The sequence below is a fragment of the Nonomuraea sp. NPDC051298 genome (assembly GCF_055586305.1).
This window is the reverse complement of record NZ_JBVJIM010000001.1, coordinates 937,382-949,680: the sequence shown is the minus strand read 5'-3', so window position 1 is coordinate 949,680 and position 12,299 is coordinate 937,382. Positions and strand designations below refer to the sequence as shown.

Sequence of the window (12,299 nt, the reverse complement as noted above, 5' to 3'; positions counted from 1 at the left end):
CTCACCTGAGCGGGGCCCGCAGCAGCTCTCCCGCGGCCTGCCTGGCCTGCAGGATGCTCTCCTCGAACAGCTTGCGCACGTGCGCCGCCTGGTCCGACAGCTCCCTGATGCGCTCATGGGCCAGCTCGTCGCGCACGGTCTCGGCGAGGAGCTGCTGGTACTCGGGCGTCTTGGCGGCCAGCCTCTCCAGGCGCTGGTGGGCGTGGTAGACCTTGTCCGCCTTGAGCACCTGCTTGGCGTACTTCTCCAGGTGGCGTACGCGCTGGGACAACGACGTCCAGGCGGCGTCGAGCGCGCTCGTGTACGGCCTGAACGCGTCCTCCATGCCCGGCGGCAGCTCGCGCGGGATGAGCTTGCCGTGCTCGGCGTGCATCGACGACAACCGCCGCAGCCGCTGGGCGATCTGCCACAGCTCCTCGGGCAGTGACACCTGGTTCTCGATGCTGTCGATCAGCCCGGCCTTGTGCACCTTCGAGTTCATGATCGCCTCGACCGCGTTCTGCGCCCGGCGCAGCAGCATCTGGCAGGGATGGTCGAGGTCCTCCGGCAGGATGTACTGCTCGGCGTGCGCCCGCGCCAGCCGCAGTGTCTGTTTCGTCGACCGGTGGCCGCTGTCGAGGGCCATCCACCTGATCAGGGCGAACAGGCCGAACCCCATGCCCGCGACGAACAGCGGCCCCCAGCCCACCAATATGGAGGTCATCAGTAGGAAGGCCGGGAGGACGAGCAGCGTAGCGGGGTGTTGCGTGGTGTCCATTCGCGCGCCCGACCGGACCATGCGGAGAACGTGCGGGCTCGACCGCAGCTCGGCCGAGATCTCCGGGTGCAGCGATGGATCGATCACCAGCCGGGGAGGCAGAGCTCGTGGATCCATACGTTCATGCTGCGTTATGAACCTCGAATTCGCTCATCTTTGGCGGACATATAGGGTCCTAATAATGAGCGAGCTGACGAGGTGGATCGATCTGGAAGGCGCCGTCAACGCGCGTGACCTGGGCGGACTGCCCACCCGTGACGGCGGGCACACGCTCCGCGGCCGGATCTTCCGCGCCGACAACCTGCAGGACCTCACACCCGGCGACGTGACCCGGCTGGTGGGCGAGCTGAACCTGCGGCATGTGGTGGACCTGCGTTCCACCACGGAGGTGTCCCTGGAAGGGCCGGGCCCGCTGACCCGGGTGCCCGAGGTGCGCCACCACCACCTGACGCTGTTCGCCGAGGGCGGCGGGAACACCGACGTCGAGGCCGACACCATCGACGGCGACCGGGTGCTCCCGTGGACCGGCCAGGCGCTGGACGAGGAGCTGCGGGTCACCGGGTTCTACTTCGGCTACCTGCGCGACCGGCCGGAGGCCGTGGTGGCGGCCCTGCGCGCGATGGCGCTGAACGACGGCGCGTCGATCGTGCACTGCGCGGCGGGCAAGGACCGCACCGGGGTGCTGTCGGCGCTGGCGCTGGAGGTCGCCGGGGTGACGCGGGAGGCCATCGTCGAGGACTACGTGGCCACGGGGGAGCGGCTGGAGCTGATTCTCAAGCGGCTGCGCGGCAGCGCGACCTATCGCGACGACCTCGACTCCCGCCCGGCCGACGACCACATGCCCAGGGCGCGCTACCTGGAGCAGTTCCTCGGCGTGCTCGACGACCGCTTCGGCGGGCCGCCGGCCTGGCTGGCCGCGAACGGCTGGACCGACGCCGACACGGCCGCCATGCGCGCACGCCTGCGTGACTGACCCGAGCGGTCGGGAGTCCGGCCGTCAGCTCAGGTGGACGACGATCCGCTGAGTCGCCGACAGGCAGGCCGCCTCGATGACGGTCAGCACGTCGATCGCGCTCCGCGCGTCGACCGGCGGCGGCGCGCCCTCGCGCAGCGCCGCCGCCACGCCCCGGTAGAAGTCCAGGTACGCCCCCGGCTCGGTACGCACGACCACCCGCCCGTCATCCGTGCCCAGCACGCCCCAGCGCTCCTCCTCGTCGTCGCCGAACCCCGGCGAGCCCGGCGTCATCCCGGCCCGCAGCCGCTCCTCCTGCACGTCCATCCCGTACTTCACGAAGCCCGCCGTAGAGCCGAGCACCCGGAAGCGGGGCCCGCGCTCGGTGGCCACCGAGCTGGCCCACAGGTGCGAACGCGCCCCGGAGTCGTGCGTGAGCGCGATGAACGTGTCGTCGTCGGCCGCCACGCCCTCCCGCCGGACGTCGCTCTCGCAGTAGACCTCGCGCACCGGGCCGAGCAGCCGCAGCGCCTGGTCGACGAGATGGCTGCCCAGGTCGTAGAGCAGGCCGCCGACCTCCTCCGGCCCGCCGGTCTCGCGCCAGCCGCCCTTCGGCACCGGCCGCCACCGTTCGAACCGCGACTCCAGGCGCAGCACCCGGCCGAGCCGGCCGTCCTCGGCCAGCCGCCGCAGGGTGCGGAAGTCGCCGTCCCAGCGCCGGTTGTGGAACACGGTCAGCATGAGGCCGCGCTCCTCGGCCAGGCGCAGCAGCTCGCGCCCCTCTTCTGCGGTCCTGGCCAGCGGCTTGTCCACGACGACGGGCAGGCCCCTGGTGAGCGCGGCGGCGGCCGTGGACACGTGGGTCCTGTTGGGCGAGGCGATCACGACGAGGTCGCAGCGCTCCCACAGGTCGCGTACGTCGCTCACCGGCGCGGCGGCGTAGCGGGCGACGACCTCGGCCTGACGATCGGGGTTCCCGGTCACGACGGCCGCCAGGGACAGACCGGGAGTGGCGTGGATCAGCGGGGCGTGGAAGTAGGCCCCCGCCGTGCCGTAGCCGACCAGCCCGACCCGGATGTCGCTCATCGGCTCAGGCTATCGGGGTCCGGTGGACCCTCGGGTCCGCGCCGCTACTCGTCGTCACGCTCGGCCAGGAAGCGCTCGAACTGCGCGGCCAGTTCGTCGCCGGTCGGCATCGGTATCGGCTCGGCCATGAGGTTCTCGCGCTCCGAGCCTCCGGCGAACGCGTCGTACTGCTGCTCGAGCCCGCTGATCGCGGTGGACAGCTCGGCGGAGGCGCGGATCTGGTCCTCGATCTCCGTCGTCGTACGCCGGGCCGCCTCACGCAGCCCGTCCATCGGGAACACCAGCCCCGTCCCCCGCGTCACGGCCTCCAGGCCCGTCACGGCGGCGGTCGGGTATTCGGCCTGCGCCAGGTAGTGCGGGACGTGGATGGCGTAGCCGAGCGCGTCGTGGCCCTCGGCCCCGAGGCGCAGCTCCAGCAGCCCCGCCACGCTGCCGGGCACCTGGACCCGCCCGAAGGCGCTGGTCTGCGCGTTGATCAGCTCGGGCCTGCTGGCGTGCATCGTGACGCCGAGCGGCCGGGTGTGCGGGACCGCCATCGGGATGCCGTGCAAGGTCACCAGTTTGCTCACCCGCAGCCGTCGCACCAGATCGGCCACGGCCTTGGTGAACAACTCCCACTCCCGGTCCGGCTCAGGTCCGCTCATCAGCAGGAACTCGGTGCCCGTCGAGTCCTTGGCGGCGTGCACGGCCAGCTCGGGGCTCTCACACTCCACCCACCGGTCGGTGTCGAACGTCATGATGGGACGCCGCGACCGGTAGTCGAGCAGCCGGTCCACGTCGAACGTCGCCACGACCCGGTGCTCCAGCTCGGCCAGCAGGTGGCCCAGCGCAAGACGTCCGGCGCTGCCCGCATCGACAAAACCATCGAAGTGGTACAGCAACACCGGATCGGGCAGCTCGGGCGAGTCGTCTGCGAGCTCGTAGAGATCCTTCGGGTCGAACACGGTTGGACAGCCTTTCCCTAGGTACTCTCTCCAGAACCTACGACGCATCGGAACGATTCCGTGCAGGGCACCCTATCGAGGCACAATGGGGCACATGGACGGGGAGCACGAGCTGGAGGAGTTCGCCACCAGGATGTTCGACCTGGCCAGGGCGGGCGAGACCGAGACCTTGCGGGCATATGTCGAGGCCGGGGTGCCGGCCGACCTGACCAACGGCAAAGGTGACACTTTGCTGATGCTGGCGGCTTATTACGGTCACGCCGAGACGGTCCGCATGCTTGTCACATCCGGCGCGGACCCCAACCGGGCCAACGACCGTGGGCAGACACCGCTCGCGGGCGCGGTGTTCAAGAAGGAGTCCGCCGTGGTCAGGGCGCTGCTGGACGGCGGTGCCGACCCGGACGCCGGTCAGCCCTCGGCCCTCGACACGGCGCGAATGTTCGCGAATGCCCAGTTCATTCAATGGTTCACACAAAATACTTCATAGTATGAAATAAGCATTAAAGGGCTCAGAGTTGCCTAGTGTGGCGTTTCGAACACTCCATCGTCATGCTTGGGGACGTGGCTACTTCTGCGCATTCCTTCAGTAGGCGACCGCTCCACATCCCTCCGCTGCCATGTCCGTTCCCGAGTGAGATCAACGTTCATGCCTCGGAGGTCGACGCGGAGAGCCACGCCTGGCTGGCCGCCTCAAAAATGCTCAACGACGACGAGACGATCGAACACTTCAGGCGCTCCAAGATCGGCCTGCTCGCGGCGCGGACCAACCCGACCGTGCCGCGCGACAGCCTCCGACTGATCAACGACTGGTACAACTGGCTCTTCGCCTTCGACGACGCGTTCTGCGAGGGCGAACTGGTGGGACACCGGGCCTCCGCACTGGCCCGCGCACTGCCGCCGCTCCTCGAGATCCTCGACGGGCGCCGCGTGCCGGACGCCGCCGACGCGTTCGGGCTCGCACTCACCGAACTCCTCCACCGGATCTCCGAGTACGCCACCCCCGCCCAGGTGGACCGATGGCGGATCACGGTGAAGGAATACCTCTTCGCCCAGATCTGGGAGGCCGCCAACCGCGAAGTGGACCTCATCCCCACCCCCGACGACTACGTGCTCATGCGCCGCATCACCGGGGCCACCTACACCTGCTTCGCCCTCATCGACGTGGGCGGCGGCTACCGGCTCGAGGCCGAGGAGTGGCACCACCCCGACGTGCGCACGCTGTCGGACCTGGCGTGCGACCTCATCGGCTGGGACAACGACCTCCTGTCGTACGCCAAGGAGCGCGACAGGGACAAGGCCCGGCACAACCTCGTCACGGTGCTGGAGACCCACAAGAACCTCGTGCTGCAGGACGCGCTGAGCGAGGTCTCCCGGATGCACAACGCCACCGTCGCCGCCTTCCTCGAACGGCGTGAGGCACTGGAGCAGTGGGCCTCGCTCCCGGTCCGCAAGTACGTCCGCGGCCTCGAACACTGGGTGCGCGGCCACATCGCCTTCTCCCTCGGCAGCGCGCGCTACGTGCACGCCTGGCCCGACGGGACGCAGTGGCCGAAGGCCGTCTAGGCGGTCGCGGGGTCAGGTCTCGTCGGGGGCGTCCGGGTCGTCGAGCGCGAGCCCGGACGCCTCGTCGAGGTCGAGCGTGGCGCCCTCCTCGAGCGCGTTCTTGTAGGCCACCTCGCCCATCCGGTCGCGGCAGTCGCGTACGCACGCGTTGTGCTCGTCGGTCATCCACGGCGCGCCGAGCCGAGGCAGGCCGGCCGTCTTCCAGTTTTGCTGCAACGCCCCGAGCAGGAGGGCGGCCACCGGTAAACGGTCGGTCATCACGAAGATGCGCGCCGCGGTCTCCAGCGCCAGCAGGGTGCCGAGCGTGTCGTGGAAGTGCCGCTTGATCCGCAGCGCCTCTCTGACGTTCTGCAGCGCCTCCTCGTTGCGGCCGGTCACCAGCCTGGTGCCCGCCAGCACCCACTGGGCGTGCGAGCTGAGCCACAGCTCCCCGCGCTCCCTGCACACCTGCAGGCAGTCGTGCAGCAGCGACTCGGCCTCGTACAGCTCGCCCTGCGTCTGCAGCACGATCGACAGCTCCACGATCGCGGGCAGCAGGCCGGGGTTGAGCTCCTTGTTGTCGGTGTTGAACTCGATCGCCACGCCCAGCAGCGCGCTGGCCTTCTGCAGGTCGCCCTGGAGCAGCGCCGCCGTGCCCTGCATCTTCGAGGCCAGGATGACCGCTCTGGAGTCGCCCACGCGGACGGCCTCGGTGCTGCACTTCTCGGCGGCGTGCAGCGCCCCGGCGCTGTCGCCCTGGGCGCTCTTGACGTAGGAGAGCACCCACAGCGCCTTGCAGCGCTCCTTGCTCACGGCGGGGTTGGCCTCCAGCGCCCGCTCGAGGTAGAGACGCCCCTCGCGGGCGAAACCACAGCACACCCACATGAACCACAACGACGACAGCAGCGTCAGCGCGAGCACTTGCTTGCCCGGCGACTTGAGCGCGTGCTCCAGCGCCTGCCGGACGTTGTCGTGCTCCTGCCGCATGCGGACGAACCAGTAGATCTGCCGCGGCCCCGACCAGGCGTCCTCGCTGCGCTGGGCCAGGCTCAGGTAGTACTCCAGGTGGCGCTGGCGCATCTGCTCGGTCTGCCCGAGCTTGTCGAGCCACTCCTCGCCGTATTCGGCCAGGGTGTCGATCAGCTTGTAGCGTACGCCGGCGTGGTTGCTCCTGATCAGCAGGATCGACTTCTCCACCAGGCCGGTGACCAGGTCGGTGATGTCTTCCGACGGCAGGCGGCCGTCGGAGCAGACGAAGCGGGCCGCGTCGAGCTCGAAGTCGCCCGCGAACACCGACAGCCGCGCCCACAGCAGCCGCTCGGCCGGCTCGCACAGCTCGTGGCTCCAGCCGATGGCCGCGCGCAGCGTCTGGTGACGGGGCAGCGCCGTGCGGCTGGCCCCGGACAGCAGGCTGAACCGGTCGGCCAGCAGCCCGAGGATCTGGTCCACCGACAGGGCCCGCAGCCGCACCGCGGCCAGCTCGATCGCCAGCGGGATGCCGTCGAGCCTGCGGCACAGCTCGGCCACGGAGCCGATGTTGTCTTCGTCGAGCACGAAGTCGGGCACGCTCGCCCCGGCCCTGGCCGCGAAGAGCTGCACCGACTCGTTGGTGAACAGGCTCTCGGCCGGATCGTCGCCGGGCACCTGCAACGGCGGCACCGGCACGACGTGCTCGTAGGGCAGGTGCAGCGACTGGCGGCTGGTCGCCAGCACCTTCAGGTTGGGCGCGGCCTCCAGCAGCTCGTGGATCAGCTCGGCGCAGCCCTGCACCAGGTGCTCGCACGTGTCGATGATGAGCAGCATGTCGCGCTCGCCCACCCACTCCGACAACGACTCCGACTCCGCTCGCGACGACTGGTCGGCGATGCCGAGCGCGGAGGCGATCGTGTGCTTGACCATGCCCGAGTCCTGGAGCCGGGCCAGGTCGGCGAACCAGACGCCGTCGGGGTAGTGGGCCCGCACCTGGTGGGCCAGGCGCAGCACGGTGCGCGACTTTCCCACGCCGCCGATGCCGGTGACGGTCACCAGGCGTGACTCGTTGAGGTGTCGTTTGAGGTTGGCGAGGAGACGCGTGCGGCCGACGAAGCTCGTCAGCTCCGCCGGCAGATTGCCTTCTCGCCGCCAGCCTGTCGGGGTGGCCATGCGCAGCCTCACGGGGGATAGGCGACACCTGCTCTGGCATCGTACCGCCGTCGCCGTTGCCTGTCCCCGTAGCCGCGAACACGCTCGGTATTGGTTTGTCCGACTCGGTAGCATGTTCGTCGTGGAAGATTTCCTCACCGAGCAGACCGCCGACGACACCGACCTGGGCTGGGGCGACTGGCGCACAGACGACTCCGACGCCTTCCATCTCGACAACCGGCCCCCGCACTGGGGCTGACCCGTCCATGAGCGCGCACACCCTGCGCCCCGCCACCCCCGGCGACTACGACGCCGTCGCCGCCGTGCTCGACGACTGGTGGGGGCGTCCGGTCAGCCCCGCCCTGCCCCGGCTCTTCCTCGACCACTTCCACCGGACGAGCCTGATCGCCGAGGGCCCCGGCGGGCTGGCGGGCTTCCTGATCGGCTTCCCCTCGCCGTCCCTGGCCGACGAGGCGTACATCCATTTCGTCGGGGTGAGTCCGGGCGCGCGGCAGGGCGGGCTGGCCCGCACCCTGTACGAGCGCTTCTTCGACCTCGCCCGCGCCGACGGCCGCCGCGTCGTCAGGGCCGTCACCGCGCCGGTCAACGAGACCTCCATCGCCTTCCACCGCCGCCTTGGCTTCACGGTGGGCGACCCGGTGCCCGGCTACAACGGCCCTGGCACGAGCCTGGTCACGTTCGCCCGCGAGCTGTGACGCGCCCCTTCCCCGGGGGCGGTCAGGAGGCGGCGAGGTCGTGGCCCGACGTCCTGGCCCGCGCCAGCGCCGCCCGCTCGGCCTCCACCAGGCCGCGGCAGCGGGAGATCTCCCGCTCCACCCGCGCCTCGTCCCAGCCCAGCACGTCCGCCATGAGCCGGGCGATCAGCGGCACCGCCCGGTGGGCCAGCTCGCTCGACTCGATGAGCAGGCGGGTCCTGCGCGCGATGACGTCCTCGGCGTGCAGCGCCCCCTCGTGGGTGACGGCGTAGCACACCTCGGCCCTGAGCCACGGTCCGGGCTCCAGCAGCGGCTCGCCCAGCGACGGGTCACGGCGTACCAGCTCCAGCACCTCCAGGGCCAGGTTGCCGTAGCGCCCGACGAGGTAGGTCACGGTGTCGTCGTCGAGGTCGTGGTCCTCGGCGATGCGGCGTACCGACCGCTCCAGCGCGGGCAGCCCGTCGGCCCCCACGAGCGGCAGCCGATCGGTGACCGACTCCGGCACGTCGTAGCCCTCCAGCGCGGCATCGACCACGTCCTTGGCCATGATCCGGTACGTCGTGAACTTCCCGCCCGCGATCATGGCCAGCCCGGGGACCGGCACGTCCACCACGTGCTCGCGCGACAGTTTCGTGGTCGCGGAGCCCCCGTCGGCGGCCACCAGCGGACGCAGCCCCACGTACAGGCCCACGACGTCGTCGCGGGTCAGCGGCCTGGCCAGCACCGAGTTGGCGTGTTCGAGCAGGTAGTCGACGTCCTCGCCGGTGGCCGTGGGCTCGGCGCGGTCGCCGTCCCAGTCGGTGTCGGTGGTGCCGACGATCCAGCGGCGCCTGGTCCACGGGATGATGAACAGCACGCTCTTCTCGGTACGGATGATCATGCCGGTCCGCGAGTCGATGGCCTCGCCGGGCACGATGACGTGCACGCCCTTCGACATGCGTACGCGAAAGCCCGGCTCGGCCGCGCCCGGCAGCGCCGTGACCGGGCCGGTCCACACGCCCGCGCACACCACCACGGCGTCGGCGGCGACGTCCACCTCGCGGCCGCTCTCCTCGTCGCGTACGCGCGCGCCGACCACCCGTTCGCCGCGCTCGTCACGTGACATCGCCACGGCGCGGGCCCTGGTCGCGATCACGGCCCCGTGCGCGGCGGCCGTACGGGCGAGCGTGAGCGTGAAACGGGCGTCGTCCACCTGCGCGTCGTAGTAGATCATCGCGCCGGTCAGCACGTCGGCACGCAGGCCAGGCGCGACCCGGCGGGCCTCCTTGACCGACAGGTTGCGGTGCCTGGGCATCGGCCTGCGCATGCCCTTCAGCGCGTCGTACAGGGTCAGGCCGGCCGCCACGTACGGCTGCTCGACCACCTTGCGGCGCAGCGGATACAGGAACGTGACGGGCCTGACCAGGTGCGGGGCCAGCCGCGAGACCAGCAGGTCGCGCTCCTTCAGCGCCTCCCTGACGAGCTTGAAGTCGAACTGCTCCAGATAGCGCAGCCCGCCGTGGATCAGCTTGCTCGACCGGCTGGACGTGCCCGACGCCAGGTCGCGGCTCTCCACCAGGGCCACCCGCAGCCCGCGTGAGGCGGCGTCGAGCGCGGCCCCGGCACCCGTCACGCCGCCGCCGACGACCAGCACGTCGAAGGTCTGCTCGCCGAGCCGGTCGATGGTCCGCCGCCGGTCCCGCGCGTCGAGCCCACCGGTCATCCCCACGGCACATTCCTCACTTTCGGTGACACTCCACGCACGATCCGTATGCATTCCCCGTAATGCGGGAAGGCACACAACAGCGCGAGGAGGTGGCAGGTGGCGCGATCGCCCGGCCGGAGACCGCTGACCGGCGAGCTGGTCGCGGAGTTCGCCGGGACCATGGTGCTCATCCTGTTCGGCGCGGGGGTCGTCGCGCAGGTGGTGGCCGGTGGGCTGGGCGACCACGACAGCATCGCCTGGGGGTGGGGGATCGGGGTGGCGCTCGGCGTCTACGTCGCGGGACGCACCACGGGGGCGCACCTCAACCCCGCCGTCTCGCTGGGGTTCGCGCTGTTCCGCGGCTTTCCGTGGGCCAAGGTCCTGCCGTACGCCGCCGCGCAGACCGCCGGGGCCTTCGTCGCCGCCCTCATCGTGCGCTGGAACTACACCGAGGTGCTGCACCTGGCCGACCCCGGGCACACGATCAAGACGCAGATCGTCTTCTCGACCCTGCCGGGCAACGGCACCCTGCCGGTGGACATGTGGGGCGGCCTGCGCGACCAGATCATCGGCACCGCGATCCTGCTCTTCGTCATCTTCGCCCTGTCCGACGTGGCCAACATGGCGCCGAGCGCGAACATGGGGCCGTTCGTCATCGGGCTGCTCGTCGTCGGGATCGGCATGTCGTTCGGCACCGACGCCGGCTACGCCATCAACCCGGCGCGCGACTTCGGGCCGCGCCTGGCCAGTTTCCTCACGGGCTATCACGGCGCGTGGCGCGACCAGTACGGCGACCTGTACTTCTGGGTCCCCATCGTGGGCCCGCTGGTCGGCGGCGCGCTCGGGGCCGGGCTGTACCAGGCGGGCATCGCCCGCCACCTGCCGCAGGGCCAGGACCGCGACACCGTGAAGCCGTCCGACTGAGTGACGCCCGAGCAGACCGCCGGGCCCCGCACCCCGCCGAGGAGAACACAACGCCATGCCTGACTTCGTCGGCGCCGTCGACCAGGGCACCACCAGCACCCGCTTCATGATCTTCGATCACGACGGTGCCGAGGTCGCCAAGTTCCAGCTCGAACACGAGCAGATCCTGCCCAGGGCCGGTTGGGTCGAGCACGACCCGGTCGAGATCTGGACCAGGACCGCCGCCGTCATCGAGACCACCCTCCGGCGCGCGGGGCTGCGCGCCGCCGACCTGGCCGCGCTCGGGGTGACGAACCAGCGCGAGACCACGGTGGTGTGGAACCCGCGCACCGGGCGCCCGTACCACAACGCGATCGTCTGGCAGGACACCCGTACCGACCGGATCGCCGCCGCCCTCGAACAGGACGAGCGCGGCCGGATCATCCGCGACCGGACGGGGCTGCGGCCCGACGCGTACTTCTCCGGCGGCAAGCTCCAGTGGATCCTGGAGAACGTGGACGGCGTGCGCGAGGCCGTCGACCGGGGCGAGGCCGTCTTCGGCACCGCCGACACCTGGACCGTGTGGAACCTCACCGGCGGCGTCGACGGCGGCGCGCACGTCACCGACGTGACCAACGCCAGCCGGACGATGCTCATGGACCTCGACACGCTCGACTGGGACGACGAGCTGCTGTCGTTCTTCGGCATCCCGCGCGCGATGCTGCCCGAGATCCGGCCGTCCGCCGACTCCTCCGGCTACGGCGGCACGTTCCGGTCCGGGCCGGTCGGCGGGGAGGTGCCCATCACCGCCGTCCTCGGCGACCAGCAGGCGGCCACCGTCGGCCAGGTCTGCTTCTCGCCCGGCGAGGCCAAGAACACCTACGGCACCGGCAACTTCCTGCTGCTCAACACCGGCACCGACCGCGTCCGCTCGCGGAGCGGGCTGCTCACCACCGTGGCCTACCAGTTCGGCGACCAGCCCGCGGTGTTCGCGCTGGAGGGCTCGATCGCGGTGACCGGCTCGGCCGTGCAGTGGCTGCGCGACCAGCTCCACCTCATCACCTCGGCGGCCGAGAGCGAGACGCTGGCCCGGCGGGTGACCGACTCGGGAGGCGTGTACTTCGTGCCGGCCTTCTCGGGGCTGTTCGCGCCGTACTGGCGGGCCGACGCCCGCGGCGCCATCGTCGGCCTGTCGCGCTACCACAACGAGGCCCACCTCGCCCGCGCGACTCTGGAGGCCATCTGCTACCAGAGCCGCGACGTGGTCGAGGCCATGCAGGAGGACTCGGGGGTGGTCCTCGACGTCCTGAAGGTGGACGGCGGCGTCACGGCGAACGACCTGTGCATGCAGCTCCAGTCGGACATCCTCGGCGTGCCGGTCAGCCGCCCGGTGGTCGCCGAGACGACGGCGCTCGGGGCCGCGTACGCCGCGGGGCTGGCGGTGGGCCACTGGAACGACACCGACGAACTGCGCTCGCACTGGGCGGAGGACCGGCGGTGGGAGCCGACGTGGAGCGAGGAGGAACGGGCCAGGGGGTACGCCGGCTGGAAGAAGGCCGTCACCAAGGCCGTCGACTGGACCACCTGACCTGCT

Annotated in this window: 11 protein-coding genes; 6 read left to right on the top strand and 5 right to left on the bottom strand. The window is 70.8% G+C overall.

Going from position 1 to position 12,299, the window contains the following annotated elements; all coding sequences use genetic code 11:
* Nucleotide 1: 1 nt before the first annotated feature.
* Nucleotides 2–874, bottom strand: a complete 873-nt coding sequence (locus ACZ6S0_RS04605; RefSeq protein WP_465913188.1) for a hypothetical protein — start codon at nucleotides 872–874, stop codon at nucleotides 2–4.
* A 64-nt stretch (nucleotides 875–938) separates the two neighbouring features.
* Between ACZ6S0_RS04605 and ACZ6S0_RS04600 the strand changes: the two genes are divergently transcribed.
* Complete coding sequence (locus ACZ6S0_RS04600; protein ID WP_465913187.1) at nucleotides 939–1,730, top strand: tyrosine-protein phosphatase; 792 nt, start codon at nucleotides 939–941, stop codon at nucleotides 1,728–1,730.
* Nucleotides 1,731–1,754: 24 nt separating this feature from the next.
* Here the strand turns inward: ACZ6S0_RS04600 and ACZ6S0_RS04595 are convergent, their stop codons facing one another.
* Together ACZ6S0_RS04595 and ACZ6S0_RS04590 are read right to left on the bottom strand one after the other, a co-directional pair.
* Complete coding sequence (locus tag ACZ6S0_RS04595; RefSeq protein ID WP_465913186.1) at nucleotides 1,755–2,795, bottom strand: Gfo/Idh/MocA family oxidoreductase; 1,041 nt, start codon at nucleotides 2,793–2,795, stop codon at nucleotides 1,755–1,757.
* A gap of 44 nt (nucleotides 2,796–2,839) precedes the next feature.
* Complete coding sequence (locus tag ACZ6S0_RS04590) at nucleotides 2,840–3,739, bottom strand: proteasome assembly chaperone family protein (RefSeq protein WP_465913185.1); 900 nt, start codon at nucleotides 3,737–3,739, stop codon at nucleotides 2,840–2,842.
* Between the two features lie 94 nt (nucleotides 3,740–3,833).
* Between ACZ6S0_RS04590 and ACZ6S0_RS04585 the strand changes: the two genes are divergently transcribed.
* Entirely contained in the window at nucleotides 3,834–4,226 is a 393-nt protein-coding gene (locus ACZ6S0_RS04585) for an ankyrin repeat domain-containing protein (RefSeq protein ID WP_465913184.1), read from the top strand.
* Between the two features lie 209 nt (nucleotides 4,227–4,435).
* Nucleotides 4,436–5,302 (top strand): terpene synthase family protein, encoded by an 867-nt coding sequence (locus ACZ6S0_RS04580; protein ID WP_465913183.1) that lies wholly within the window; start codon nucleotides 4,436–4,438, stop codon nucleotides 5,300–5,302.
* A gap of 12 nt (nucleotides 5,303–5,314) precedes the next feature.
* Here ACZ6S0_RS04580 and ACZ6S0_RS04575 read toward each other — a convergent pair whose 3' ends face one another.
* Complete coding sequence (locus tag ACZ6S0_RS04575) at nucleotides 5,315–7,435, bottom strand: ATP-binding protein (protein WP_465913182.1); 2,121 nt, start codon at nucleotides 7,433–7,435, stop codon at nucleotides 5,315–5,317.
* 233 nt (nucleotides 7,436–7,668) lie between these two features.
* Here ACZ6S0_RS04575 and ACZ6S0_RS04570 point away from each other — a divergent pair, with 233 nt between their 5' ends.
* A complete protein-coding gene (locus ACZ6S0_RS04570; protein ID WP_465913181.1) occupies nucleotides 7,669–8,118 on the top strand; it encodes a GNAT family N-acetyltransferase in 450 nt (149 codons plus the stop codon).
* 22 nt (nucleotides 8,119–8,140) lie between these two features.
* Here ACZ6S0_RS04570 and ACZ6S0_RS04565 read toward each other — a convergent pair whose 3' ends face one another.
* Complete coding sequence (locus tag ACZ6S0_RS04565) at nucleotides 8,141–9,820, bottom strand: glycerol-3-phosphate dehydrogenase/oxidase (protein ID WP_465913393.1); 1,680 nt, start codon at nucleotides 9,818–9,820, stop codon at nucleotides 8,141–8,143.
* Between the two features lie 99 nt (nucleotides 9,821–9,919).
* Here ACZ6S0_RS04565 and ACZ6S0_RS04560 point away from each other — a divergent pair, with 99 nt between their 5' ends.
* Both ACZ6S0_RS04560 and glpK read left to right on the top strand, forming a co-directional pair.
* Nucleotides 9,920–10,726: an MIP/aquaporin family protein gene (locus tag ACZ6S0_RS04560; RefSeq protein WP_465913180.1), complete on the top strand. Its 807-nt coding sequence runs from the start codon at nucleotides 9,920–9,922 to the stop codon at nucleotides 10,724–10,726.
* A gap of 55 nt (nucleotides 10,727–10,781) precedes the next feature.
* Nucleotides 10,782–12,293, top strand: coding sequence for a glycerol kinase GlpK (glpK, locus tag ACZ6S0_RS04555; protein WP_465913179.1), 1,512 nt, complete (start codon nucleotides 10,782–10,784; stop codon nucleotides 12,291–12,293).
* Nucleotides 12,294–12,299: the final 6 nt, after the last annotated feature.